Genomic DNA, 25078 nt, shown 5'->3' on the forward strand with positions numbered 1-25078 from the left:
GGCAGATGGACTTCCCGGCGGACTTCTCCGCGGACTTCCCGGCGCACACGCAGACCCACCCGCACGGCGGATGGCCCGGCAACGAACTGGAGGAGGTGCTCTCGGCCTCCCTCGGCGCCGGGCCGTCGGCCGGCGGGCGGATCGTCGAGGTGCTCGGCCGCAGTTTCGTCTGGGTCCCCCTGCCGAACGGCGGCGGCCCGCAGAGCGGCCCCCTCGACCTGCCGGGCATCGAGATCGAGGGCCAGGCGTACGTTCCGGTGTTCAGCTCCGAGGAGCAGTTCCGCCAGGTCGTCGGCTCCCACATGTCGTACACCATCGCGCCCGCCGTGGAGTTCGCCCGCGGCCTGCCCCCGCACGCCGGGATAGCCGTCAACCCGGGCGGTGTGGTCGGCATACCGCTCCCGCCGCCCGCCGTGGCCGAGCTCTGCCGGGCCGGCCGGACCCCCTTGGACGGCCCCGCGAGCGGCGGCCGGGTCCGCCTCTTCGAGCCCGACTGGCAGGACGACCCGGTGGACTTCCTCTCCGCCGCCTCCGCCGAGTTCGAGGCGATCGGCGTCGTCGTCACCGCCCGCCGCTGCCTCGCCGCGATCGAGACCGCCGACCCGGTGATGTTCGTGGGCGTCGAGCTCTCCCAGTGGGAAGGCGATCTGCGGGCCCTCCCCCTGGAGGCCCTTTCCCGGGCCGTGACCAGGTCCCCGGCCCCGTGGCCGGTCAACCTGGTCCTCCTGGACGTGGCGGAGGACCCGGTGGGCACCTGGATGAAGGACCGGGTCCGGCCCTTCTACCAGCGGTAGATCAGCGAACCCAGGGGCGCGGGACCGTATCAACATGCGGGCCCGCCGCGTGGGCGCGACAAGCCACATACGACCCGCGCCCGCAAACCGGTACCAGGCCCCGAGCTCCTGGCGGGCTTAAGCTAGGTCACGGTCGAGGCGTTGTACGAAGGGGCGGTAAAGGTGAGCGCGAGCGGCACGGCCGCGGCCGGACAGGTCGAGCACATGCTGCGCCAGGTCACGCCCGGGCGTTACGACGCCTACGAGGCACTCCTGCGCGCGCTCGCGACCCCGCACACCGGCCAGATCTGGATGCTCCTCTGGCACGGCCAGGCGGGCTCCCCCGACGCCCAGTACGGGAACATGGAGGTCGACGGCTACGGCTACGCCCCCTGCGTGACCTCCGCCCAGGAGCTCTCGGCCAGCGGCTGGAACCGCAGTTACGAGGTGGTCGACGGAATCGACGTCGCCCGCGCCCTCTACCCCGACCACTACGGCCTCTGGCTCAACCCGCACGCCCCCGGCGGCGGCGTCGGCATCCCCTGGCTCGACCTGCGCCGGATCGCCACGGGCCTGGACCGCCAGCCCGCAGGCCCGCTGCGGCTGTCCGAACCGGCCATCGAGATCCCGCAGTTCTACGCCCTGCTCGCGCAGAACGCCCACCGCACCCCGGCCGTCCGCTCGCTGCGCCGGGCCTGGGTACAGCCCGCGCTGGGGGCGCCGTATCTCGCCATCGGACTGGACGTGTACGACACTTCGCCCCCGGCCGTGGACTCCGTGCGCGCGATGATGCAGCAGTCCCTCGGTGCGGTACCGGACGGGCTGCCCGTCTCGACCGTCGCCATGTCCGACGAACACGACCCGGTCGCCATGTGGCTGCGCGCGAACGCCCGCCCCTTCTACGACCGCGAGGCCCACGCCACCGCCCCTGTCCAGGCGCCGGCGACCGGTTACGGCTTCCCGCCCGCTCAGGGTCGCTACTGACGCTGCCCCGCCGCCCTCCGAGGTGAAAACAGAAGCGCGTCTTCGCGCGTAGATCCGCCTGAAATGTTCTAGCCTGCGCTAGATGTCCCCATTTCCCCGCGTCCGACGGCCGCCACCAACTGTCCGGATAACGGAACCCCGCGTGCAGCATCACGTTTACGCATCCTTTCTTTGCCAAGTCTGGCAACAAAACGCCGAAGCGTTGAAGACTCCCGCACCAGGGGTGTTCGCCCTTGTGTACGACGGACTGATCAAGCCGCCACAGCGGCAAGTGCGGGCCGGCCACCGCCGGTTGAGAAGAGGGGTCCCTGCCAGATGACGGCACCATTGCACGAGCCGACCGCGGAAGCGGCCCCGAGTGCCGCCGAGGAAGCGGCGGTTGCCACCGCCGGCGAGAAGGCCGTACAGGGTCGCTCCCTGGGCCGGATCGCCTGGGAGCGCCTGAAGCGGGACAAACTCGCCCTCGCGGGCGGCGCCGTGGTGCTGTTCCTCGTCGTTGTCGCACTGCTCGCGCCCGTGATCACCAACCTGTACGGGCAGGACCCGGACGCCTATCACGAGGAACTGATCGACCCTCTGTTCGGCACGCCCACGGGGTCCTTGGGCGGGGTCAGCGGCGACCACTGGCTGGGTGTCGAGCCGGTCAACGGCCGCGACATCTTCGCCCGCATCCTCTACGGCGCCCGGATCTCCCTGCTGGTCGGCTTCCTGTCCGCGATCGTCGCCGTCATCCTCGGCACGATCCTGGGCGTGCTCGCCGGCTTCTTCGGCGGCTGGGTCGACTCCGTCATCAGCCGTGTGATGGACGGTCTGCTGGCCTTCCCGCAGCTGCTGTTCATCATCGCGCTGGTCTCCGTCATGCCGAACGAGATGCTGGGACTGACCGGCACGGGTGTGCGCGTGTTCGTGATGATCCTGGTCATCGGCTTCTTCGGCTGGCCCTACATCGGACGCGTGGTGCGCGGCCAGACGCTCTCCCTGCGTGAGCGGGAATACGTCGAGGCGGCCCGCTCGCTGGGCGCCGGGCGGCTGTACATCCTGTTCAAGGAACTGCTGCCCAACCTGGTCGCGCCGATCATCGTGTACACGACGATGATGATCCCCACCAACATCCTCACCGAGGCGGCACTCAGCTTCCTGGGCGTGGGCGTCAAGCCGCCCACGTCCTCCTGGGGGCAGATGCTTTCGAGCGCGATCGACTACTACGACTCGGACCCCATGTACATGGTGGTCCCAGGCGTGGCGATCTTCATCACCGTTCTTGCCTTCAACCTTTTCGGCGACGGCGTGCGGGATGCGCTGGACCCGAAGGCCTCCCGCTGAACTGCCGTACCAAAAGTGTCCCGTGGCATCCACACACGGGGTCTCTCATCAATCCGGAGGATCCGAGATCGTGACTACCCAACGCACCTCAGGGCGGCGAAAGCAGGCATGGGCCGCTGTCGCCGCGGTCGCCGCGCTGCTGACCACGGCGGCGTGCGGCGGCGGTGACAGCGACGGCGGCTCTAAGTCGGGCGCGGCCGGTTTCGACGCCGCGAACAACAAGGTCGCGCAGGCTTCCCTGGCCAAGAAGGGCGGCACGCTGAAGTTCGGTGGTGCCCAGGACGCCGACTCGTGGGACACCACGCGCGGCTACTACGGCTTCATGTGGAACTTTTCGCGCTACTACAGCCGCCAGCTCGTCACGAACAAGACGGAGCCCGGAAAGGCCGGCGCCGAGCTGACCCCGGACCTCGCCACCGGTCTCGCCAAGGTCACGGACGACGGCAAGACCTACACGTACACCCTGCGTGACGGCGTCACGTGGGAGGACGGCAAGCCGATCACGTCCAAGGACGTCAAGTACGGCATCGAGCGCGTCTGGGCGCAGGACGTGCTGTCCGGCGGCCCGGTCTACCTCAAGGACGTGCTGGACCCGAAGGGCGAGTACAAGGGCCCGTACAAGGACTCCTCCCCGGACAAGCTGGGTCTGAAGGCGATCGAGACGCCGGACGACAAGACCATCGTCTTCAAGCTGCCGGCGGCCAACTCGGACTTCGAGGACATGCTGGGCCTGACCTCCGCGTCCCCTGTTCGCCAGGACAAGGACACCAAGTCCAAGTACGGCCTTAAGCCGTTCTCCTCCGGCCCGTACAAGTTCCAGTCGTACAGCCCGGGCAAGGACCTGACCCTGGTCCGCAACACCGAGTGGAAGCAGGCCTCGGACCCGATCCGCAAGGCCTACCCGGACAAGATCACCGTCCAGTTCTTCTCGGACGCCAACCAGCTCGACCAGCGCCTGATCAACGGTGACCTGGACCTGGACATCAACCAGACCGGCATGTCGCCGCAGGGCCGTACCACCGCCCTGAAGCAGCACAAGGGCAACCTGGACAACCCGGTCTCCGGTTACATCCGCTACGCGACCTTCCCGCAGAGCGTGGCGCCGTTCAACAACGCCGAGTGCCGCAAGGCCGTGATCTACGGAGCCGACCACGTGTCGCTGCAGACCGCGCGCGGTGGCCCCATCGCCGGTGGTGACATCGGCACCAACATGCTGCCGCCGTCCGTGGCGGGTGCCGAGGGCCAGAAGTACGACCCGTACGAGATCGCCGGAGCCAACAAGAAGGGCAACGTCGCCAAGGCCAAGGAAGCGCTGAAGGCCTGCGGCAAGCCGAACGGCTTCTCCACCACCATCGCCGTCCGCAACAACAAGCCGGTCGAGGTGGCCACCGCCCAGTCCCTGCAGGCGTCGCTGAAGAAGGTCGGCATCAACGCCCAGATCGACCAGTTCGACGGGTCGCAGACCACCGGCATCATCGGCAGCCCCGAGAACGTGAAGAAGAAGGGCTACGGCATCATCATCATGGGCTGGGGCCCGGACTTCCCGACCGTCCAGGGCTTCGGTATGCCGCTGTGGGACAGCAAATACATCCTGGAGAGCGGTAACAACAACTTCGCCCTGATCAACGACAAGACGATCGACGGCCTGTTCGACCAGTACATCACCACGCTGGACGACGCCGGCAAGACCAAGATCGCCACGGAGATCAACCACAAGGTGATGGAGGGCGCGTACTACCTGCCCTTCGTCTTCGAGAAGTTCATCAACTGGCGCTCCGACCGACTGGCGAACGTGTACACGACCGACGGCTACAGCGGTGTGTACGACTTCGTCAACCTCGGCCTGAAGTCCACGACCTGATAACCGGCACACCCGCCGTACGGCACGAAAGGCAGGTGAAGGCCGGCGCAGCGTGATCGCGGGCCACCGGAAGACCTCCGGTGGCCCGCGGTCCGCAGCGGGCCGAGAGCTGTGCTCGCTTACCTCATCAGGCGGTTGTTCGCCGCCGCAGTGATGCTCGTGGTCATCATCCTGGTGGTCTTCGGCATCTTCTTCCTCGTCCCCAAGTGGGCGGGCGTCGACATCGCCTCGAGCTTCGTGGGCAAGCAGGCAGACCCCGCCGCTGTCGAGGCGGTGCGGCAGAAGCTGGGTCTCGGCGACCCGATCTACACCCAGGTCTGGGAGTTCTTCAAGGGCATCTTCGCGGGGCGTACCTACGCGGCCGGCGGTGACGTCACCCAGTGCTCCGCGCCGTGCTTCGGCTACTCGTTCCGCAGCGAGCAGGCCATCTGGCCGGTGCTGACCGACCGCTTCCCGGTGACCCTGGGTCTCGCGCTCGGCGCCGCCGTGCTGTGGCTGATCTTCGGCATCGCGGCGGGTGTGCTCTCCGCGCTCAAGCGGGGCAGCGTCTGGGACCGCGGCGCGATGGTCGTGGCGCTGTCCGGTGTCTCCCTGCCCATCTACTTCACCGGTCTGCTCTCCCTGTCGATCTTCGTCTTCGGACTGGGCTGGTTCGACGGTCAGTACACGCCCCTGGAGGAGAGCTTCACCGGCTGGTTCAGCGGCATGATCCTGCCCTGGATCACGCTGGCGTTCCTCTACGCGGCGATGTACGCGCGTATCACCCGCGCCACCATGCTGGAGATACTCGGCGAGGACTACATCCGCACCGCCCGCGCCAAGGGCCTCAAGGAGCAGACGGTCATCGGCAAGCACGCCATGCGCTCGACGATGACGCCCATCCTGACCATGCTCGGCATGGACCTCGGCGCCCTCATCGGCGGTGCGATCCTGACCGAGACGACGTTCAACCTGCCCGGCCTCGGCCAGGCCGTGCTGAACGCCATCCGGAACCAGGACCTGCCCATCATCCTCGGCGTCACCCTGATCACTTCTCTCGCGGTGCTGATCGCCAACCTCGTGGTGGACGTCCTGTACGCCGTGATCGACCCCCGAGTGAGGCTCGCATGACCGAACTCAGCAAGAGCGGAGCGGCCGTGGGGGAGCCCACCGGCACCTCGCCCGCTCCGACCGCCTTCCTCGAAGTACGCGACCTGAAGGTGCACTTCCCGACCGACGACGGCCTGGTCAAGTCCGTCGACGGGCTCAGCTTCCAGCTGGAGAAGGGCAAGACCCTCGGCATCGTGGGCGAGTCGGGCTCCGGCAAGTCGGTGACCTCGCTCGGCATCATGGGCCTGCACACCGCCGGCCAGTACGGCAAGCGCAAGGCGCAGATCTCCGGCGAGATCTGGCTGGACGGCACCGAGTTGTTGACCGCCGACCCGGACTACGTGCGCAAGCTGCGCGGCCGCGAGATGTCGATGATCTTCCAGGACCCGCTGTCGGCGCTGCACCCGTACTACACGATCGGCCAGCAGATCGTGGAGGCGTACCGCATCCACCACAACGTGGACAAGAAGACCGCCAAGCGCCGTGCCGTGGAGATGCTCGACCGCGTCGGCATCCCGCAGCCGGACAAGCGCGTCGACAACTATCCGCACGAGTTCTCCGGCGGCATGCGCCAGCGCGCCATGATCGCGATGTCGCTGGTCAACAACCCCGAACTGCTTATCGCGGACGAGCCGACGACCGCCCTCGACGTGACCGTCCAGGCGCAGATCCTCGACCTGATCCGGGACCTGCAGAAGGAGTTCGGCTCGGCGGTCATCGTCATCACGCACGACCTGGGCGTCGTCGCCGAGCTCGCCGACGACATCCTGGTGATGTACGGCGGCCGCTGCGTGGAGCGCGGCCCGGCAGAGGAGGTGTTCTACGAGCCCCGCCACCCCTACACCTGGGGCCTGCTCGGCTCGATGCCGCGGCTGGACCGTGAGCAGCAGGAGCGCCTGATCCCGGTCAAGGGCTCCCCGCCCTCACTGATCAACATCCCTTCCGGCTGCGCCTTCAATCCGCGCTGCCCGTACGCCGACATCCCGAAGGACGACGTCACCCGCACGATTCGCCCCGAGCTGACCGAGGTCGGCAGCAAGCACTGGGCCGCCTGCCACATGACCCAGGAGCAGCGGGAGCGTATCTGGACCGAAGAGATTGCGCCGAAGCTGTGAGCGAGAACTCCAAGGACACAGTCGTGACCACTCCCGCGAAGAGCGACGGCGCCGCCCTCACCAAGGACGTCGCCCCCGGCGAGACTCTGCTGAAGGTGACCGGGCTCCAGAAACACTTCCCGATTAAGAAGGGCCTGCTCCAGCGGCAGGTCGGCGCGGTGCACGCGGTCGACGGGCTCGACTTCGAGGTGAAGTCCGGCGAGACCCTCGGCGTCGTGGGCGAGTCGGGCTGCGGCAAGTCCACGATGGGCCGGCTGATCACCCGGCTGCTCGAACCGACCGGCGGCAAGATCGAGTTCGAGGGCAGGGACATCACGCACCTCGGGGTGGCGGGCATGCGTCCGCTGCGCCGCGATGTGCAGATGATCTTCCAGGACCCGTACTCGTCGCTGAACCCGCGTCACACCATCGGCACCATCGTCGGCGCACCCTTCCGGCTCCAGGGCGTCTCGCCCGAGGGCGGCATCAAGAAGGAGGTCCAGCGCCTGCTGTCGGTGGTCGGCCTCAACCCCGAGCACTACAACCGCTATCCGCACGAGTTCTCCGGCGGCCAGCGCCAGCGCATCGGCATCGCCCGCGCGCTCGCGCTCAACCCGAAGCTGGTGGTGGCCGACGAGCCGGTCTCCGCCCTCGACGTGTCGATCCAGGCGCAGGTGGTGAACCTGCTGGACGACCTCCAGCAGGAGCTCGGCCTGACGTACGTGATCATCGCGCACGACCTGTCGGTCGTCCGGCACGTCTCGGACCGGATCGCGGTGATGTACCTCGGCAAGATCGTCGAGCTGGCCGACCGCGAGTCGCTGTACCGGGCGCCGATGCACCCGTACACCAAGGCGCTGATGTCGGCGGTCCCGATCCCGGACCCGCGCCGCAAGTCGGCCAAGAGCGAGCGCATCCTGCTCAAGGGCGACGTGCCCTCGCCGATCTCCCCGCCGAGCGGCTGCCGCTTCCACACCCGGTGCTGGAAGGCGACGGAGACCTGCAGGACGACCGAGCCGCCGCTGATCGAGCTGAAGCCCGGCCAGCAGGTCGCCTGCCACCATCCGGAGAACTTCGAGGACCAGGCCCCGCAGGACACCGTCCTGCTCTCCGCGGCCAAGGAGGCGGCGGAACTGGTGTCGGACGAAGTGCTCGCGGAGTCGGCGGCAACGAGCGCGGCGGTGGCCAAGGAGGTGGTGGGCGAAGGCAAGTCCACCGAAGCCGCCGAAGAACCGCGAGAAGCACAGGATTGAAGCTCGTCCAAGAGAAGGGCAGGGGCCGACGGCAATATGCCCGTCGGCCCCTGCCCTTCTCTTGGAGATTCCCCCTCCAGTAGTACGGCGTGCCGTACTTCTCCATGGCAATGAAGGCATCGGTGCCCCGTCTTCTTCTGGTGCGCTGCGATGGAGACGTCGACCAAACCCTGGGTCTTACCGCGGGTGGCCAGCGGCACGGTGTCGGTGATGATCGCGGTGCCGGCCACGAGTCCGAAGTTCGCCGTTCTCGATGCGGGACAGGAGGCGGCGAGACGTGCGCACGTCGGCCAAGTTCGGACAGCGAGTAGTCGCGATCCTGCGGAACTCTTGGATGCGTACCCTGATGCGCTCCGGGGTGGCGCTATGCCGGTTCTGCCGGGCGATCCGCCCGCGGGTGAGGCAGCGGACGTGCCCCGTATGCCCGGCCGCTCGACGCCGTGATGGCTGCGTCGTCGCGCCAGAATGTCCGGGTGCTCCAGCAACTCTTCAGTCCGTCCGTCCAGCACACGCTCGACCTGATCGGCATCTTCGTCTTCGCGATCTCCGGCGCCCTGCTGGCCGTGCGCAAGAACTTCGACGTGTTCGGCATCGCCGTGCTCGCCGAGGTCACCGCGCTGGGCGGCGGGCTCTTCCGTGACCTGGTCATCGGGGCCGTACCGCCCGCCGCCTTCACGGACCTGGGGTACTTCCTCACCCCGCTGCTCGCCACGCTCCTGGTTTTCTTCCTGCACCCGCAGGTGGAGCGCATCCAGGTCGCCGTGAACGTCTTCGACGCCGCCGGCCTCGGCCTGTTCTGCGTCGCCGGCACGATCAAGGCGTACGAGTACGGGCTCGGACTGACCGCCTCCGCCGGCCTGGGTCTGACCACCGCGGTGGGCGGCGGTGTGCTGCGGGACGTCCTCGCCAACGAGGTGCCCTCGCTGCTGCGCTGGGACCGCGACCTGTACGCGGTTCCGGCGATCGTCGGCGCCACCATGGTCGCCCTGTGCATCCGCTACGACGCCCTGAACCCGCTCACCAGTGCTCTCGCGGTGATCACCGCCTTCGTACTGCGCCTGCTCGCGATGCGGTTCCACTGGCGAGCTCCGCGGGCCTGGCACCGGCGGTCGACGGTGAGCGAGGAGGAGCAGCCCGTCCTGCCGTGACGTGGCCGCGGCCCGTCACCTCCGTCAGCCAGCGGAACGCGGGAACCACCTGCGGCCGCCACAGCGCCATGGTGTGACCGCCCGCGCTCCTCGGGATGTACACCACGTGCACGGTCGTCGGCGCCTTGGCGGTCTGTTCCAGGGCGATGGCCGCCTCGTAGCCGTCGTGCGGCTGGCCGGAGAGGTAGAGCGAGACGCGCGGCGGGACGGGCGCCTTGCGCAGCAGCAGGTAGGGGTTGTTCTCGGCCCGCAGGGCGGGGGTCTGCGCGGCGAGCGAGTCGCGTTCGCCGATCGGGTCGTTGTAGCCGGACAGGCTGACGGCGGCCCGGTAGCGGTCGGGGTGGGCGACGGCCAGCTTGGCCGCGCAGTGCGCACCGGCCGAGTAACCGGCCACCGCCCAGCCCTGCGGGGCGGACTCGGCGCGGAAGTTGTCCATGACCATCATCGGCACGTCGACGCTCAGCCAGGTGTCGGCGTTGACCGTGCCCGGGATGTTGGCGCAGCCGGTGTCCACCCCCGCCAGCAGATTGGTGCGCGGCGCGACCAGGATGAACGGGGCGATCTGCCCGTCTCGCATCAGCGGCTCCAGCTGCTCGTGCGCGTGCAGCGAGCCGAACCAGGCCTTCGCCGAGCCGGGGTAGCCGGGCAGCAGCTCCACGACCGGGAACTTGTGGTGCCGGTAGGCCGGTTCGTCGTACTGCGGCGGGAGCCAGACGTAGACCTCGGCGTTCACGCCCGAGACCCGGCCCTTGAGCTGGGTGACCCGCACGCCGCCGGCCGCGCGCATGCCGGGCCCGGTGGCCGGCCGGAAGGTCTGACGCACCTTGGGCAGCCGCTTCAGCGCGATGCCTCCGGTGCCGTCGGCGCCCAGGTTGGCCGCCTGCTGCACGTGGTCGCCGGTGCCGAGCAGGTCGGCCCAGTTGTCGTACAGGTTGTTGGCGTTGTTGACCATCGTGAAGACCAGCGCCACGGCGGTCCCCTGGGCGAACAGCAGCATCAGCGCGCGCGCCGCGGTGCGCACGGCGCGGGGGCCGCGGACGCGCGACCACAGCGCGAGCGGCAGCGCGAGCGCGACGACCGACAGCGCGATCAGCGTGTAGAGGAACGGAGTCCCGGTGAGGCTCATGTCTCTTCAGAGGGGCAGGCGGCCCTTCGGGTTTACGGACGAGTGAGGACACTTACCGAGAAATTGCCGAGGCCTCACTCAAGCCGGTGCCTACCAAAGCTACCGCTTAGTAGTCGGTTCTTGTACTGTTCAGCCATGCCAGAAGCAGCCTCCGCACCGGCCGTCCGGGCCACGATCGGCGACAGCGAGTTCGACCGCGACACCGCGCTCACCCGGCGCGCGCCCGGCGTCTACGACATCGACCTCTCCGCCGGCTGGACGATCATCAGCGCCGTCAACGGCGGCTATCTGCTGGCCGTCCTGGGCCGCGCGCTGGCGGACACCCTGCCGCACGCCGACCCCTTCACCATCTCGGCGCACTACCTGACCGCTTCGCGGCCCGGCCCGGCGGTCGTCCGCACCGACGTCGTCCGCACCGGCCGGACCCTGTCGACGGGCCAAGCCTCCCTCGTCCAGTACGACGACGAGGGCCGCGAGGTGGAACGCATCCGCGTCCTCGCCTCCTACGGCGACCTGGACACCCTGCCCGACGACGTCCGCACGACGGCCAGGCCGCCCGCTATCCCGCCGCTGGAGCACTGTTTCGGCCCGGAGGCCGCATCTGATATCCGACTACCGTCGGGTGGCCCCGCCCCGGTGCCCGGCAGCTCGGCCATAGCCGACCGGCTGATGCTCAAGCTGGACCCGTCGACCCTGGGCTGGGCCCTCGGCAAGCCGTCCGGCAAGGGGGAGATGCGGGCCTGGTTCGGGCTCGCGGACGGCCGTGACCACGACCCGCTCTCCCTGCTGCTGGCGGTGGACGCCCTGCCGCCCACCGCCTTCGAGCTCGGGCTGAAGGGCTGGGTGCCCACCGTCGAGCTGACCGTGCACGTCCGCTGCCGTCCGGCGCCCGGTCCGCTGCGCGTGGCGATCAGCACGCGCAACCTCGCCGGTGGCTTCCTGGAGGAGGACGCCGAGGTGTGGGACAGCGCCGACCGGCTGGTGGCGCAGTCCCGTCAGCTCGCGCGGGTCAGGCTCGGCTGAGCGGCTCGCGCCCCAGCCAGGCCGCCAGCCTGCCGTAGACGTCGGCACCCTCGGGGCCGGCCGGGCCGTGGCGAACGGCGTGTTCTCGTCCCGCTGTTCGTCCGGCAGCATGCGCCGGGCGACGGTCAGCGCGAACTCGGCGAGCTCCGGGTCCAGTTCGCGCGGGTGTCCCAGGGCCTCGGACAGGTCCCAGGTGTGGGTCACGGTCTCCAGGACGTAGGCCGACAGGGCGGCCCGGCCGGGCATCTCGCCGAACGGCAGGCGCACCACCGCGTCCAGCAGGTCGTCGCCCGCCCAGGCCTTGACGGCCCGGGTCCTGGCCTCGTCGTACGCGGCCGTCCAGCCGTCGTCCGGCACACCCTCGGCGAACGGCCGTACGGCGCTCGCGTCACCGCCCTCGGCGACGACGGCCAGCCGGTGGGTCGCGCCGGTGAGATGGCTCAGCAGCGTGCGCACGTCGAACTCGGTACACGGCGTGGGGCCGTCGAGCTGCTCCGCGCGGACGGACCGGATGAGTTCGGCGGCCTGCTTCGCGGTGCGGCCGAACAGCGGACGGGGATCGTCGGTCATGAAACTCCTCTTGAGTGGGTGGACAGCGGGAGCATGGCCGGAAAACCTGACAGCCGCCGTCAACATTTGCCCGGACCCCTCACCCGCCCCGATGCTGATGCCGTGAAGTCCGACCGCCTGCTGTCGATCCTGTTGCTCCTCCAGACTCGCGGCCGGGTCCCCGCGCGCGAACTAGCCGAGCGGCTCGAGGTGTCGGTCCGCACCGTCTACCGCGATGTCGAGGCCCTGTCGGCCGCCGGCGTCCCGGTCTACGCGGAACGCGGTCGGCACGGTGGCATCGAACTGCTCGCCGGGTTCCGCACGGACGTCACCGGTCTGACCGCCGACGAGTCCCGCGCGCTGTTCGTCCTGGCCGCGCAGGGCGCGCACGCCGCGCTCGGACTGGACGCGGCGTTCGGCTCGGCCCTGCGCAAGGTGATGGCCGCGCTGCCGGCTCCGCACCGCCCGGCCGCCGAGACGACCTCCCGCCGCATCCTCGTCGACGCCAGCCGCTGGCGCGGCGGGCCGCAGCCGGCCGTCGACCTGGAGGTGCTGCGGGACGCCGTCTTCGCCGACCGCAGGCTGCGGCTGCGCTACCGGCACAGCGGAGAACGCCAGGTGCGGACGTACACCGTCGACCCGTACGGCCTCGTCGCCAAGGCGGGCGTCTGGTACCTGGTCGCCGACCGGCGGGCCGAACCCCGGCTCTTCCGGGCGGACCGGGTGCGCTCGGCCCGGCTCCTCGACGATCCCGTACGGCGGCGTCCGGGCGTCGAACTCGCCGACGCCTGGGAGGCCCTGCGCCGCCAGGTCGAGGAACGGTCCGGCGGGCTGGACGTCACCGTCCGGGTGCGGCGCGAGCGGCTCGACATGTTCCTGCGGCTGACGGCCTTCCTGCCGGCGGAACTCCTCGACGACGACGGCGAGAGCGAGTGGGCGACCGTGCGACTGACGTACGGACTCCTCCCCGAGACCCGCCAACTGCTCGTGTTCGCCGACCAGGTGGAGGTCCTCTCGCCCCCTCAGGTGCGCGACGAACTGGCCCGGGCGGCCGGTTCCGTCACGGAGCTGTACCAGCGCTCCGGGGCGGACCCAACGTGAAATGCCTGGTCGGCGGGGTGTCTTGAGGCGCGCTTTGCCCTGCTGACAGGGCGGTCACAGGGCGGTCCCAAGGGAGCCCCAGGCGGCGTTGGTTGAGTGCCCGCCTCAGGACTCCCTCATCTTCCCTGGAGTTGTTTCTCATGATGCGTGTGCGTCTCGTCCCCGCCGTGGCCCTGCTGGCGCTCTCGCCCCTGGCCCTGGTGGCCTGCGGCTCCGGCGACTCCTCGACGTCTTCGGGCAGCGGCGGCGGTTCCGGGCAGCAGCAGTCCTGCAAGGCGCCGTCGGGGGCGCCGAGCGGGGCGCCATCGGGGACGCCCTCAGGGGCTCCGTCCGGTGCTCCGTCAGGTGCTGCTTCCGGCGGTGCCAAGCCGACGGGGACACCGTCCGGGGCGCCTTCGGGAATGCCCAGCGGGGCGCCGGGTGGCGGCCAGGGCGGTCCTGGTGGTGGCCAGGGCGGCGGCTGTGGGGCTCCGGGCGGCGGGGGCCAGGCCGCGGGCGGGCAGGGGGAGCAGGCCCGGTAGGCGTACGCGGACGGGCCCGGGCCCGTCCGCGACATCAGGGGCGGCGCGCCCGGCGAAGGGGCGCGCCGCCCCCGCTGTCGTTCCCGCCGCGCGGTCCGTCAGTCCAGCCAGTGATGGCGGCCCAGGCCGATCAGCCGCATCTGGCGGGTCGCCACCTGCGCGACGTGCCGGGTCCGCTCCTCGCGCTCCTGTTCCGGCCCCTCCAGCGCCTCCAGGAAGAGCGACGCGGTGATCAGCATCTGGTCGACGTAGAGGTGCGCGAGCATCAGCAGGTCGTCCTCGGTCCAGCCCGCGGACACCGGGTCCTTGGCCAGTTCGTCCTTGACCTCCTGGGCGAACCGGGCCAGTTGCTCCCGTATGGCCTCCCGTACCGGCTGGACTCCGCCATGTCGCTCACGGGCGATGAACCGGACATGTGCGGGGTACCCGTCGACGTGACGGGCGATCAGCTCGATGGTGCGCGTGATGCGCTTTTCGCTGTCGCCCGTCGTGGACACCGTCGTCCGGATCATCGGGTGCAGGCTGCCCAGCGCCTCCTCGACCAGGGCCACGCCCAGATCCGCCGTGGAGCGGAAGTGGCGGTAGAAGGCCGTCGGGGCGACACCGACGGCGCGGGTGACCTCGCGCAGCCCCAGGCTGCTCAGACTCTGCTCCTCCAGCAGCCCGAGGGCAGCGTCCAGGAGCGCCTGCCGGGTCTTCTGCTTCTGGGCCTGCCGGATGCCGAGGGTGTGACTCATACCATGCAGTTAACAACTGTTCTCTGTAATTGGGAAGTCATGGGGCCCGCTAGACTGGGAAGTCAGTGAACAAGTGTAACTACAATCGTTCACCGAAACCCTGGGGGTTGTTTCCCGTGCTGTTCATCGTCGCCGCACTCCTGCTGCTGGGTGCCGTGCTGGGCACCGTGGCCCACGCGCCGGTCACCTTCTCCGTCGCCCTCGGCGTCGTCATCGCCGTCTGGCTCGGCATCTTCGCGATCCGCGAGCGTCATGGCCGCCGGCGCCACACGCAGGCCCACTGACCTTCTTTCCCGTCCCGATCCGAGAGTCGGAGCTGACACCATGCAACTCACCGCACCGGCAACACGCCGCACCGGTATCCGCGACGCCGACGGCATGGCCGTCGCGTCCTTCATCCTCGGCCTGGTCGGCCTCCTCGTCTTCAACGTCTTCCTCGGGCCGGTCGCCATCGTGCTGGCCGGTGTGGCCCTGTGGCGGGGCACCACCCGGCGCGGGCGCGCGTACCTGGGGATGGGCCTCGGCGTCGCCGACCTGCTGGTCCTGGCGGCGTTCGTGCAGGCGGACAGCACGATCTCGTGGAACTTCTGAACCGCCTCGCGCCAGGGCGGTCCAAGTTCGGCCAACCTTGATCTGAGGACGCTCGAGGGGGAGCCGTAGAATCGGGCTCACCATGGCTTACCTCGACCACGCCGCGACCACCCCGATGCTCCCGGAGGCGGCAGAGGCGCTCACCGCCCACCTGGGTGCCACCGGCAACGCGTCCTCCCTCCACGCATCCGGCCGGCAGGCCCGCCGCACCGTCGAGGAGGCCCGCGAGACCCTCGCCGAAGCCCTCGGCGCCCGCCCCAGCGAGGTCGTCATCACCTCGGGCGGCACGGAGGCCGACAACCTCGCCGTCAAGGGCCTTTACTGGTCACGCCGTGACGCCGACCCGGCCCGCACCCGCGTCCTCGCCAGCCCCGTCGAGCACCACGCGGTCCTCGACGCCGTGCACTGGCTCGGCGAACACGAGGGCGCCGCCATCGAGTACCTGCCGGTCGACGCCCATGGCCGCGTCCACCCGGACGCCCTGCGCGAGGCGATCGCCCGCAACCCCCACGACGTGGCCCTCGCCACCGTCATGTGGGCCAACAACGAGATCGGGACGATTCTGCCGATCCGCGAACTCGCCGACGTGGCCGCCGAGTTCGGTGTCCCGCTGCACTCGGACGCCGTCCAGGCCTTCGGCCAGATCCCCGTCGACTTCGCTGCCTCCGGCCTCGCGGCGATGACGGTGTCGGGCCACAAGATCGGCGGGCCGTACGGCATCGGCGCCCTGATCCTCGGCCGTGAGCACACCCCCGTACCCGTCCTGCACGGCGGCGGCCAGGAACGCCACGTCCGCTCCGGCACCCTCGACGTGCCCGCCATCGCCTCCTTCGCGGTCGCCGGGCGGCTGGCCGCTGAGCAGCGCGAATGGTTCGCCCGCGAGATCGGCGCCCTGCGCGACGCCCTCGTCACCGCCGTCCGCACGGCGGTGCCGGACGCGATCCTCGGCGGCGACCCGGACCCGGAGGGCCGCCTCCCGGCCAACGCGCACTTCACCTTCCCCGGCTGCGAGGGCGACTCCCTGCTGCTCCTGCTCGACGCCCAGGGCATCGAGTGCTCCACCGGCTCCGCCTGCACCGCCGGCGTCGCCCAGCCCAGCCACGTCCTCCTCGCCACCGGCACCGACCCGGACCTGGCTCGCGGCACCCTCCGCTTCTCCCTCGGTCACACCTCCACGGAGGCCGACGTCGAGGCCCTGGCGAAGGCCATCGGCCCGGCGGTGGAGCGGGCGCGGGCGGCGGGGCTGACGTAGTTCCCGCCGTCTTGGCCCTGCTCGACCGGTCAGGCCGGCGTCGTACGCGCCGCGCGCACCAGACGCATGTACGTGTCCCAGTCCCAGTGCGGCCCGGGGTCCGTGTGGTCCGTGCCCGGGACCTCCACGTGGCCGATGATGTGCTCGCGGTCGACGGGTATGTCGTAGCGCGCGCAGATCCGGGCCGTGAGGCGGGCCGAGGCCTGGTACATCTCGTCCGTGAAGTCCTGCGGGCGGTCCACGAAACCCGCGTGCTCGATGCCGACACTGCGCTCGTTGTAGTCGCGGTTGCCCGCGTGGTATGCCACGTCCAGCTCGCGGATCATCTGGGCGATGTGCCCGTCCTTGCGGACGATGTAGTGCGACGCCGCTCCGTGCGACGGGTTCCGGAAGGCCCTCACCGCGCTGTCGAAGCCGCCCTGGGTGACATGGATGACCACCATGTCTATGCCGTAGTCGTCGGGCCGGTCCGCGCGGCGCCAGTTGGCGTCCGACGCCGCGACCCAGCGCGCGCCCGCGTAGTCGACCTCGCCCTCCTTGCGCGGCTTCTCCACGCCGGGCACGCGCCACCACAGCCGGCCCAGCTCGTCACGGGCCAGCACCGCGGAACCCGCGGCGGCCGCCGCCCCGCCCACGATCAGGGCCCGCCGCCCGATGCGCCGGTCCGTGTCCTTGGATGCTCGTCTCGCCCCCATGTGATCGCCAACGGATACCCGGCGGCCTTGGTTCCCGCGCCCCCGTACCCTGGAAGGGTTATGACTCACACCCCGCAGCGCTCCCGCCCCCTCCGCGTCCTGGCCGCCATGTCCGGCGGAGTCGACTCCGCCGTGGCCGCCGCCCGCGCGGCCGAGGCCGGCCACGACGTGACCGGCGTCCACCTCGCGCTCTCCGCCAACCCTCAATCCTTCCGCACGGGCGCGCGGGGCTGCTGCACCATCGAGGACTCGCGCGACGCCCGCCGCGCCGCGGACGTCATCGGCATCCCCTTCTACGTGTGGGACCTCGCCGACCGCTTCCGTGAGGACGTCGTCGAGGACTTCGTCGCCGAGTACGAGGCCGGCCGCACCCCCAACCCCTGCCTGCGCTGCAACGAGAAGATCAAGTTCGCGGCCCTGCTGGACAAGGCGCTGGCGCTGGGCTTCGACGCGGTCTGCACAGGCCACTACGCGCAGATCGTGACCCTTCCCGACGGCACCCGCGAGCTGCACCGTGCCTCCGACATGGCCAAGGACCAGTCCTACGTCCTCGGCGTCCTGGACGAGAAGCAGCTCGCCCACGCGATGTTCCCGCTCGGCGACACCGTCACCACCAAGGACGAGATCCGCGCGGAGGCCGAGCGCAGGGGCCTGGCGGTGGCCAAGAAGCCCGACTCGCACGACATCTGCTTCATCGCCGACGGCGACACCCAGGGCTTCCTGGCGAGCCGGCTCGGCAGGTCCGAGGGCGACATCGTCGACGAGTCCGGCAACCGGCTCGGCACGCACGAGGGCGCGTACGGCTTCACCATCGGCCAGCGCAAGGGCCTGCGCATCGGCACCCCGGCGCCCGACGGCAAGCCGCGCTACGTCCTCGACGTCTCCCCGGTCACCAACACGGTCACGGTCGGCCCGGCCGACGCGCTCGACGTCAGCGCCCTGACCGCGATCAAGCCGCGCTGGTGCGGCGTCGCCCCCACCGGCCCGGGCACGTACACGGCCCAGCTCCGCGCCCACGGCGGCGAGACCGAGGTCACCGCCGAGCTCGTCGACGGCCACCTGGAGGTGACGTTCGCGGAGCCGGTCCGCGGCGTCGCCCCCGGCCAGGCGATCGTCCTGTACGACGGCACACGCGTGGTGGGCTCGGCGACGATCGCCTCGACCAGGCGAGCGACGGCGGGCGTGGCCTGACGCTGCGGGCATCCGGGACACGTCACCACGCGCGCGTGCCCCCGTCCCACTCAGCCCTCCCCGCGCGCGTGGCCAGCCCCCAGCCCGCTCAGCCCCGCGTGAAGAACTCCGCCAGCACCGGCGCCAGCACGTTCGGCTCCACCATGTGCGTCTGGCCCTGGAGCGTGCGGTACGACCCGCCGGGGACGGAGTCCGCGATCGCCCGGGCCGCCTCGCGGAGCCAGGCCGGGCTCGCGTCGCCCGCGACCGCCAGGACGGGGACGCCGATCGAGGCCAGCCGGGCGCGCGGGACCCGGCCGTCGCGCATGACGGCGTCGTCGTGGGCGAGGCTCGGGGCGATCGCCTCCATGCCGGCCCACATGGGGGACTGGCGGGCGCCCTGGATCACCCCCTCGGCCAGGCCGGTCAGCCGCAGGAACAGCTCGACCGCGTCCCCGCGCCGCCCCTCACCGAGCGCCTCCGTCAGACGCGCGGTGTACTCCGCGCGCTCCATGGCACCCTCCTCGGACATCGCGAACGGCGTCTCGTAGACAGCCACGCGCCGCACCGGCAAGCCGCTCGCCGCCGCCTCCAGCGCCAGTGCCCCGCCCGACGAGATGCCGTACAGGAACGCCTCGCCGCCCACCGCCTCGATCACCGCCGCCAGGTCTTCGACCTCACGCTCCACGGCGTACGGCGGAGTGTCCCCGCTGGCACCGCGGCCCCGGCGGTCGTACACGACGGCCTGAAAGCGCTCCGACAGCGACACGGCCAACGGCGCGAGCGTGCCGCCCGTCGACATCGCGCCGCTCACCAGGACGACCGCGGGGCCCCGGCCGGTGCTCTCGTAGGCGATGCGGGTGCCGTCACGCGAAAGGATCCTCTTGTCCATGTCAGTGCAGACTGCCGCACGGCGCGGTCTTCATGGGTGAGGCGGGCCGTGCGTCAGCCGATCACAACACTTCCACCTCGTAGAAGCACAGGTGGTCCTTGATCTCCGCGACGTCCGGCTCGGGCTCCGGATACGCCCAGACGAGGTCCGCGGCGTCCGGCAGCGACCAGTAGGACGCGGTGCCCTTGAACGGGCAGTACGTGTGCGTGCCGGACGGTGTCAGCAGGTCGAGGCGTACGTCCTCGGCCGGGATGTAGTAGCGCTCGGGACAGCCCGTCTCGCGCAGGACCAGCGGCCGGTCGCTCTCCGCCAGGACCTGCCCGGCGTGTACCACGCGTACGGGCCGGTCACTCTCCTTGATGGTGATGCGATGCCCGGTTGCCACGATCGCCCTCCTTTGGGTAGCCGCCTCCTGGGATCAGCGCACGCTGAAGCGGAGTTCTTCCCTCTCCGTAAGAGGCCACTCATGCCAGCCACGAAACCGGCCAGAAACCGCAGCGCCCTGGCCCACCAGATCCGGTACGCCCTGCGCCACCCGGAGCGCGTGCCGCCCGGCGCGCGGTACGAGACGCCTGGCTGCGGCTGCGGTACCGCGACCACATCGCGTACTACCGCGCCGTGATGGCCTCCGACGCGGCGCGCAGCGCGGAGGCGGCGGTGGGGCACACCCCCTCGCGAGGCGTGGCTGCGGATCGGGCGCATGCAGTTGGACTACCTCGTGGGGCACGGACTCCAGCCGCACCACCGCATGCTGGAGATCGGCTGCGGCAATCTGCGCGCCGGGCGGCTCTTCATCGACTGCCTCGACACCGCGCACTGCTACGGCACCGACATCTCGCCGCACATCCTGCTCGCCGCCCAGGACACCCTCGTAACCGAGAAGCTCCAGCCCAAGCTGCCCTACCTGACGCTCGCCGACGACCTCACCTTCGCCTTCCCGCCCGACGCGCACTTCGATGTCGTCCACGCGCACAGCGTCTTCTCGCACTCGCCGCTGCACGTCATCGAGGAATGCTTCGCCCACGTCGGCCGGATCCTCGCGCCCGGCGGGTTCTTCGACTTCACGTTCGACCGCACCGAGGGCGAGGAGCACCAGGTGCTGCACGAGGACTTCTCCTACCGGACGGCGACGCCGGCCGAACTCGCCGCTGAGTACGGCCTGGACGCCCGGTTCATGGACGACTGGGAACAACTCCCGCACCGGCAGTCGGAAATGCGGGTCACCACGACGGCGGACCCGGCCCGTACGGTGGGGCCATGAACATCTGTGTCTTCCTCTCCGCCGCCGACCTCGACGAGCGCTACACCCGTCCCGCCCGGGAGTTCGCCAAGCTGCTGGGCAAGGGTGGTCACACCCTCGTGTGGGGCGGCTCCGACGTCGGCCTCATGAAGGTGGTCGCCGACGGGGTGCAGGAGGCGGGCGGCCGGCTCGTCGGCGTCTCCGTACAGTTCCTCTCGGCCAAGGCCCGCCCCGGCGTCGACGAGATGGTCGTCGCCCGTGACCTCGCCGAGCGCAAGAAGCTGCTCCTGGAGAAGGCCGACGCCGTGGTGATCATGGTGGGCGGCACCGGCACGCTCGACGAGGCGACCGAGATCCTGGAACTGAAGAAGCACGGCCACACGGACAAGCCCGTGGTCCTGCTCAACACCGCGGGCTTCTACGACGGCCTGAAGGAGCAGTTCCGCCGCATGGAGGACGAGGGCTTCCTGCCCCGCCCGCTCACCGACCTGGTGTTCTTCGCGGAGGAGCCGGTGGGGGCGCTGGCGTACCTGGAGGAGAGCCGGGGCGTGGCGTGAACCCGGGCCGGTGCCCTGAGTGACCCGCGCGTGATGCGAGCATGGCGGGCATGGCTACTCATGTGATCACCGGAGCCGGTTCCGGCATCGGCGCCGCCGTGGCCCGCCGCCTGCACGCGCGCGGGGACGACCTCGTGCTGCACGCGCGCGACGCGGGCCGCGCGAAGGAGCTGGCGGCCGAGTTCCCCGGGGCGAAGACCCTGGTCGGCGACCTGGCCGACCCCGACAAGCTCTCCTGGGCCTTCTCCCACCAGTCGCTGCCCGACCGCGTGGAGTCGCTGCTGCACATCGCCGGGGTCGTCGACCTCGGCCCGGTCGGTGAGCTCACCCCGAAGACCTGGCGCCACCAGCTCAACGTCAACCTCGTCGCCCCGGCCGAGCTGACCCGCCACTTCCTGCCCCAGCTGCGCGCGGCCCGGGGCCACGTGGTCTTCGTCAACTCCGGAGCCGGCCTGAACGCCCACGCCGGCTGGTCCGCGTACGCCGCCTCCAAGCACGGTCTGAAGGCCCTCGCCGACTCCCTGCGTCACGAGGAGCACGCGGGCGGCGTCCGCGTCACCTCGGTCTACCCCGGCCGCACGGCGAGCCCCATGCAGGCCAAGGTCCACCAGCAGGAGGGCAAGGAGTACGACGCGTCGAAGTGGATCGACCCCGAGTCGGTCGCCACGACGATCCTGATGGCCCTGGACCTGCCGAGGGACGCCGAGGTCAACGACCTGACGGTACGACCGGGGAACTGACCGGCGGGGCCGCTGCGTAGGCTGCTCCGGTGAGCGAAAACAGCCAGTTCAGGTTCGGTGCCGCCACGGGTGTCGGCTCCATGCCGGGGGGCGACGCCCGGGAAGCCGCCCGAACCGTCACCGGAACCTTCGAGGACTTCCCCTTCCTGCCCGAACTGCCCGCCCGCGGACCCGGCGCGGACATGATCGGACGGACCGCCGGCCTGCTCGTCGAGCTGTACGCGCGCGTGGAGCCCAGCGGATGGCGGCTCGGCGACCGCCCGGGGCGGGACACCAAACGGGCCCGCGCCTGGCTCGGCGAGGACCTCGACGCGGTGGAGGAATTCACGCAGGGGTACCAGGGGCCGCTGAAGGTCCAGGTCGTGGGACCGTGGACCCTCGCCGCCAACCTGGAGCTGCGAGGCGGCGAGGCCGCCCTCTCCGACCCCGGAGCCTGCCGCGACCTCGCCGCCTCCCTCGCCGAGGGGCTCCGCCTGCACCTCGCCGAGGTCCAGCGGCGGGTCCCCGGCGCGCAGCTCGTCCTCCAGCTCGACGAGCCGTCCCTCACCGCCGTGCTGCGCGGCCAGGTGAAGACCGCCAGCGGTTACCGCACTCACCGGGCCGTCGACCGGCAGATCATCGAGGCCACCCTCCGCGATGTCGTCGCCGTGCACGCCGGCGGCCCGGTCGTCGTCCACTCCTGCGCACCGGACGTCCCGTTCGCCCTGCTGCGCAGGGCGGGCGCGGCGGCCGTCTCCTTCGACTTCTCCCTGCTCACCGAGCGTGACGACGAGGTGATCGGGGAGGCGGTGGAAGGCGGCACCCGGCTCTTCACCGGTGTCGTCCCGACCACACAGGGCCCATTGTCAGACCCTGCCGGTAGCGTCATGGGTGTCAGGACGCTGTGGCGCAGGCTGGGGCTGTCACCGGGGCTTCTCGCGGAGGCGGTCACGGTCACGCCGGCGTGCGGACTCGCGGGGGCCTCCCCGGGGTACGCGCGCGCGGCCCTCGCCCACTGCGTCCAGGCGGCGAGATCTCTCGCGGACAACCCAGAGTAACGGGAGGACGACACGGTGGCCGGCGACAAGCAAGCGGAGACGACGACGGTGCCCGCCGAGGCACGGGAGAAGCACGCGCGCCTCGCGGAGCAGATCGAGGAGCACCGCTTCCGCTACTACGTGAAGGACGCTCCCGTCGTCAGCGACGCGGAGTTCGACGAGCTGCTGCGTTCCCTGGAGGCACTGGAGGAGGAGTTCCCGGAGCTGCGCACCCCGGACTCGCCGACCCAGAAGGTCGCCGGGTCGTACGAGACGGAGTTCACGGCGGTCGAGCACCGCCAGCGCATGCTCTCCCTCGACAACACCTTCAACGACGAGGAGCTCGCCGCCTGGTCGGAGCGCATCGCCAGAGAACTGGGCGAGCAGGACTACCACTTCCTGTGCGAGCTGAAGGTCGACGGCCTCGCCGTGAACCTCACCTACGAGCACGGCCGGCTCACCCGCGCGGCGACCCGCGGCGACGGCCGTACCGGCGAGGACATCACCCCGAACGTCCGGACGATCGCGGAGATCCCGGAGCGCCTCAAGGGCGACTCCGTCCCCGACCTCGTGGAGATCCGAGGCGAGGTCTACTTCCCGATGGAGAAGTTCCAGGAGCTCAACGCCCGTCTGGTCGAGGCCGGTGACAAGCCCTTCGCCAACCCGCGCAACGCGGCGGCCGGTTCCCTGCGCCAGAAGGACCCGCGGGTCACGGCCACCCGCCCGCTGCACATGGTGGTCCACGGCATCGGCGCCCTGGAGGGCTTCACCGGCCTGACCCGCCTCTCCCAGGCCTACGACCTGCTCAAGACCTGGGGCCTGCCCACCTCCCGGCACAACAAGGTGGTCGACGGCCTCGACGGGGTACGGGAGTTCATCGCGTACTTCGGCGAGAACCGCCACTCCGTGGAGCACGAGATCGACGGCGTGGTCGTCAAGCTCGACGAGATCCCCCTCCAGGGCCGCCTCGGCTCCACCTCGCGCGCACCGCGCTGGGCGATCGCGTACAAGTACGCGCCGGAGGAGGTCAACACCAAGCTCATCAACATCCGTGTGGGGGTGGGCCGCACGGGCCGGGTCACGCCGTACGCCCAGGTCGAGCCGGTCACGGTCGCGGGCTCCGAGGTCGAGTTCGCCACGCTGCACAACCAGGACGTGGTCAAGGCGAAGGGCGTCCTCATCGGTGACACGGTGGTGCTGCGCAAGGCCGGTGACGTCATCCCGGAGATCCTCGGGCCCGTCGCCGACCTGCGCGACGGCAGCGAGCGCGAGTTCGTGATGCCGGCCGATTGCCCCGAGTGCGGCACACCGCTGAGGCCGATGAAGGAGGGCGACGTCGACCTGCGCTGCCCGAACGCCCGTACCTGCCGGGCCCAGTTGCGCGAGCGCCTGTTCTACCTCGCGGGCCGCAAGGCGCTGGACATCGAGCACTTCGGCTACGTCGCCGCCGCCGCCCTCACCGCGCCGCTGGAGCCCGAGAACCCGCCCCTGGCGGACGAGGGTGACCTGTTCGACCTCACCGTCGAACAGCTGCTGCCCATCAAGGCGTACGTCCTCGACCAGGACAGCGGTCTGCCCAAGCGGGACCCGAAGACCGGCGAGGAGAAGGTCGTCACCGTCTTCGCGAACCAGGAGGGCAAGCCCAAGAAGAACGCGCTTGCCATGCTGGAGAACATCGCGGCGGCCAAACAGCGCCCGCTCGCCCGCATCCTCACCGGTCTGTCGATCCGTCACGTCGGACCCGTCGCGGCCGAGGCGCTGGCCCGCGAGTTCCGCTCGATCGAGCGCATCGACCAGGCCACGCAGGAGGAGCTGAAGAACACCGACGGGGTCGGCGCGATCGTCGCCGCCGCCGTCAAGGAGTGGTTTGCCGAGGACTGGCACCGCGAGATCATCCGAAAGTGGAAGGCCGCCGGCGTCCGCATGGAGGAGGAGAGCACCGGCGAGGACGAGGGGCCGCGCCCGCTCGAAGGGCTCACCGTCGTCGTCACGGGCACCCTCGAACAGTTCACGCGGGACGGCGCCAAGGAGGCGTTGCAGAGCCGCGGAGCGAAGGTGACCGGCTCGGTTTCGAAGAAGACCTCATTCGTCGTCGTGGGTGACAACCCCGGATCGAAGTACGACAAGGCGATGCAGCTGAAGGTCCCGGTCCTGAACGAGGAGGGTTTCGGGGTCCTGCTGGAACAAGGTCCGGACGCGGCGGCCGAAGTCGCCCTTTCGGCTGAGGAGTAGCGGTTGAAGGCCACCCGATCGGCGCATACCAGATGCATACGGGTGGCCGGGGCGCATTCGGGCAACCGTCGGCGACCGCTGCCCGTGGAAGCCTTCTGCGGCCTACTGTTG

The 25078-nt window shown here is 70.4% G+C and carries 23 protein-coding genes and 2 pseudogenes; 19 read left to right on the forward strand and 6 right to left on the reverse strand.

Translation table 11 applies throughout. The annotated features are described in order from the left end of the window. Positions 1-5: 5 nt before the first annotated feature. The 8 genes from V8690_RS30200 to V8690_RS30235 all read left to right on the forward strand — a co-directional run bounded on the left by V8690_RS30200 (position 6) and on the right by V8690_RS30235 (position 9525). Positions 6-794: an enhanced serine sensitivity protein SseB gene (locus V8690_RS30200; protein ID WP_338783275.1), complete on the forward strand. Its 789-nt coding sequence runs from the start codon at positions 6-8 to the stop codon at positions 792-794. A 162-nt stretch (positions 795-956) separates the two neighbouring features. Continuing rightward, positions 957-1757: an enhanced serine sensitivity protein SseB C-terminal domain-containing protein gene (locus V8690_RS30205; RefSeq protein WP_338783276.1), complete on the forward strand. Its 801-nt coding sequence runs from the start codon at positions 957-959 to the stop codon at positions 1755-1757. 315 nt (positions 1758-2072) lie between these two features. Beyond that, a complete protein-coding gene (locus tag V8690_RS30210) occupies positions 2073-3080 on the forward strand; it encodes an ABC transporter permease (protein ID WP_338783277.1) in 1008 nt (335 codons plus the stop codon). A 70-nt stretch (positions 3081-3150) separates the two neighbouring features. Further along, positions 3151-4941, forward strand: coding sequence for an ABC transporter substrate-binding protein (locus V8690_RS30215; protein ID WP_338783278.1), 1791 nt, complete (start codon positions 3151-3153; stop codon positions 4939-4941). A 111-nt stretch (positions 4942-5052) separates the two neighbouring features. After that, a complete protein-coding gene (locus tag V8690_RS30220; RefSeq protein ID WP_338783280.1) occupies positions 5053-6051 on the forward strand; it encodes an ABC transporter permease in 999 nt (332 codons plus the stop codon). Further along, the gene (locus V8690_RS30225; RefSeq protein WP_338783281.1) at positions 6048-7145 is read left to right on the forward strand and encodes an ABC transporter ATP-binding protein; all 1098 of its coding nucleotides are present in this window, start codon (positions 6048-6050) and stop codon (positions 7143-7145) included. The genes V8690_RS30220 and V8690_RS30225 overlap by 4 nt, the downstream gene beginning before the upstream one ends. 23 nt (positions 7146-7168) lie before the next feature. Beyond that, positions 7169-8377, forward strand: coding sequence for a dipeptide ABC transporter ATP-binding protein (locus V8690_RS30230; protein ID WP_338783282.1), 1209 nt, complete (start codon positions 7169-7171; stop codon positions 8375-8377). 473 nt (positions 8378-8850) lie between these two features. Then, a complete protein-coding gene (locus V8690_RS30235) occupies positions 8851-9525 on the forward strand; it encodes a trimeric intracellular cation channel family protein (protein ID WP_338783284.1) in 675 nt (224 codons plus the stop codon). Here the strand turns inward: V8690_RS30235 and V8690_RS30240 are convergent. Continuing rightward, the gene (locus tag V8690_RS30240) at positions 9416-10651 is read right to left on the reverse strand and encodes an alpha/beta hydrolase-fold protein (RefSeq protein WP_338783285.1); all 1236 of its coding nucleotides are present in this window, start codon (positions 10649-10651) and stop codon (positions 9416-9418) included. The genes V8690_RS30235 and V8690_RS30240 overlap by 110 nt on opposite strands. A 135-nt stretch (positions 10652-10786) precedes the next feature. Here V8690_RS30240 and V8690_RS30245 point away from each other — a divergent pair, with 135 nt between their 5' ends. Continuing rightward, positions 10787-11674, forward strand: a complete 888-nt coding sequence (locus V8690_RS30245; RefSeq protein WP_338783286.1) for a thioesterase family protein — start codon at positions 10787-10789, stop codon at positions 11672-11674. Here V8690_RS30245 and V8690_RS30250 read toward each other — a convergent pair. Beyond that, positions 11661-12244, reverse strand: a pseudogene (locus V8690_RS30250) (TIGR03086 family metal-binding protein). The gene V8690_RS30245 and the pseudogene V8690_RS30250 sit on opposite strands and share 14 nt — an antisense overlap. Before the next feature lie 102 nt (positions 12245-12346). Here V8690_RS30250 and V8690_RS30255 point away from each other — a divergent pair. After that, a complete protein-coding gene (locus V8690_RS30255; protein ID WP_338783287.1) occupies positions 12347-13324 on the forward strand; it encodes a YafY family protein in 978 nt (325 codons plus the stop codon). A gap of 619 nt (positions 13325-13943) precedes the next feature. Here the strand turns inward: V8690_RS30255 and V8690_RS30260 are convergent. Continuing rightward, positions 13944-14582, reverse strand: a complete 639-nt coding sequence (locus V8690_RS30260; protein WP_338783288.1) for a TetR family transcriptional regulator — start codon at positions 14580-14582, stop codon at positions 13944-13946. A 116-nt stretch (positions 14583-14698) separates the two neighbouring features. On the opposite strand from V8690_RS30260, the gene V8690_RS30265 reads away from it, so the two are divergent. From V8690_RS30265 to V8690_RS30275, 3 genes are all read left to right on the forward strand, one after another. Next, positions 14699-14866 (forward strand): hypothetical protein, encoded by a 168-nt coding sequence (locus V8690_RS30265; RefSeq protein ID WP_338783289.1) that lies wholly within the window; start codon positions 14699-14701, stop codon positions 14864-14866. Positions 14867-14906: 40 nt separating this feature from the next. Next, the gene (locus V8690_RS30270) at positions 14907-15173 is read left to right on the forward strand and encodes a DUF4190 domain-containing protein (protein WP_338783290.1); all 267 of its coding nucleotides are present in this window, start codon (positions 14907-14909) and stop codon (positions 15171-15173) included. Positions 15174-15255: 82 nt separating this feature from the next. Further along, positions 15256-16425, forward strand: coding sequence for a cysteine desulfurase family protein (locus tag V8690_RS30275; protein ID WP_338783291.1), 1170 nt, complete (start codon positions 15256-15258; stop codon positions 16423-16425). A gap of 29 nt (positions 16426-16454) precedes the next feature. On the opposite strand, the gene V8690_RS30280 is transcribed toward V8690_RS30275, so the two are convergent. Further along, positions 16455-17120 (reverse strand): peptidoglycan recognition family protein, encoded by a 666-nt coding sequence (locus tag V8690_RS30280; protein ID WP_338783292.1) that lies wholly within the window; start codon positions 17118-17120, stop codon positions 16455-16457. 60 nt (positions 17121-17180) lie between these two features. Between V8690_RS30280 and mnmA the strand changes: the two genes are divergently transcribed. Next, complete coding sequence (gene mnmA, locus V8690_RS30285; protein WP_338783293.1) at positions 17181-18311, forward strand: tRNA 2-thiouridine(34) synthase MnmA; 1131 nt, start codon at positions 17181-17183, stop codon at positions 18309-18311. An 88-nt stretch (positions 18312-18399) separates the two neighbouring features. Here the strand turns inward: mnmA and V8690_RS30290 are convergent, their stop codons facing one another. Together V8690_RS30290 and V8690_RS30295 are read right to left on the reverse strand one after the other, a co-directional pair. Beyond that, on the reverse strand, positions 18400-19182 hold the full coding sequence (locus tag V8690_RS30290; protein WP_338783294.1) for an alpha/beta fold hydrolase: 783 nt from the start codon (positions 19180-19182) through the stop codon (positions 18400-18402). Positions 19183-19243: 61 nt separating this feature from the next. After that, on the reverse strand, positions 19244-19567 hold the full coding sequence (locus V8690_RS30295) for a DUF427 domain-containing protein (protein ID WP_338783295.1): 324 nt from the start codon (positions 19565-19567) through the stop codon (positions 19244-19246). A gap of 81 nt (positions 19568-19648) precedes the next feature. Here V8690_RS30295 and V8690_RS30300 point away from each other — a divergent pair. The 5 genes and pseudogenes from V8690_RS30300 to ligA all read left to right on the forward strand — a co-directional run bounded on the left by V8690_RS30300 (position 19649) and on the right by ligA (position 24967). Beyond that, a pseudogene (locus V8690_RS30300) lies at positions 19649-20443 on the forward strand (class I SAM-dependent methyltransferase). Next, positions 20440-20979: a TIGR00730 family Rossman fold protein gene (locus tag V8690_RS30305; RefSeq protein ID WP_338783296.1), complete on the forward strand. Its 540-nt coding sequence runs from the start codon at positions 20440-20442 to the stop codon at positions 20977-20979. The pseudogene V8690_RS30300 and the gene V8690_RS30305 overlap by 4 nt, the downstream one beginning before the upstream one ends. Positions 20980-21020: 41 nt before the next feature. Then, the gene (locus V8690_RS30310) at positions 21021-21719 is read left to right on the forward strand and encodes an SDR family oxidoreductase (RefSeq protein ID WP_338783297.1); all 699 of its coding nucleotides are present in this window, start codon (positions 21021-21023) and stop codon (positions 21717-21719) included. A 29-nt stretch (positions 21720-21748) separates the two neighbouring features. Further along, positions 21749-22756, forward strand: a complete 1008-nt coding sequence (locus V8690_RS30315; protein WP_338783298.1) for a methionine synthase — start codon at positions 21749-21751, stop codon at positions 22754-22756. Positions 22757-22771: 15 nt separating this feature from the next. Beyond that, entirely contained in the window at positions 22772-24967 is a 2196-nt protein-coding gene (ligA, locus tag V8690_RS30320; RefSeq protein WP_338783299.1) for an NAD-dependent DNA ligase LigA, read from the forward strand. The last annotated feature ends 111 nt before the right edge of the window (positions 24968-25078 follow it).

The organism is Streptomyces sp. DG1A-41 (genome assembly GCF_037055355.1).
Classification (GTDB): Bacteria; Actinomycetota; Actinomycetes; order Streptomycetales; family Streptomycetaceae; genus Streptomyces.

Excerpts from the sequence above, each read along its gene's own strand:
- V8690_RS30200 (WP_338783275.1), top strand. The coding sequence starts at position 6 with ATGGACTTCCCGGCGGACTTCTCCGCGGACTTCCCGGCGCACACGCAG.
- V8690_RS30210 (WP_338783277.1), top strand. The coding sequence starts at position 2,073 with ATGACGGCACCATTGCACGAGCCGACCGCGGAAGCGGCCCCGAGTGCC.
- V8690_RS30225 (WP_338783281.1), top strand. The coding sequence starts at position 6,048 with ATGACCGAACTCAGCAAGAGCGGAGCGGCCGTGGGGGAGCCCACCGGC.
- V8690_RS30240 (WP_338783285.1), bottom strand. The coding sequence starts at position 10,651 with ATGAGCCTCACCGGGACTCCGTTCCTCTACACGCTGATCGCGCTGTCG.
- V8690_RS30245 (WP_338783286.1), top strand. The coding sequence starts at position 10,787 with ATGCCAGAAGCAGCCTCCGCACCGGCCGTCCGGGCCACGATCGGCGAC.
- V8690_RS30260 (WP_338783288.1), bottom strand. The coding sequence starts at position 14,582 with ATGAGTCACACCCTCGGCATCCGGCAGGCCCAGAAGCAGAAGACCCGG.
- V8690_RS30270 (WP_338783290.1), top strand. The coding sequence starts at position 14,907 with ATGCAACTCACCGCACCGGCAACACGCCGCACCGGTATCCGCGACGCC.
- V8690_RS30275 (WP_338783291.1), top strand. The coding sequence starts at position 15,256 with ATGGCTTACCTCGACCACGCCGCGACCACCCCGATGCTCCCGGAGGCG.
- V8690_RS30280 (WP_338783292.1), bottom strand. The coding sequence starts at position 17,120 with ATGGGGGCGAGACGAGCATCCAAGGACACGGACCGGCGCATCGGGCGG.
- mnmA (WP_338783293.1), top strand. The coding sequence starts at position 17,181 with ATGACTCACACCCCGCAGCGCTCCCGCCCCCTCCGCGTCCTGGCCGCC.
- V8690_RS30290 (WP_338783294.1), bottom strand. The coding sequence starts at position 19,182 with ATGGACAAGAGGATCCTTTCGCGTGACGGCACCCGCATCGCCTACGAG.
- V8690_RS30305 (WP_338783296.1), top strand. The coding sequence starts at position 20,440 with ATGAACATCTGTGTCTTCCTCTCCGCCGCCGACCTCGACGAGCGCTAC.
- V8690_RS30310 (WP_338783297.1), top strand. The coding sequence starts at position 21,021 with ATGGCGGGCATGGCTACTCATGTGATCACCGGAGCCGGTTCCGGCATC.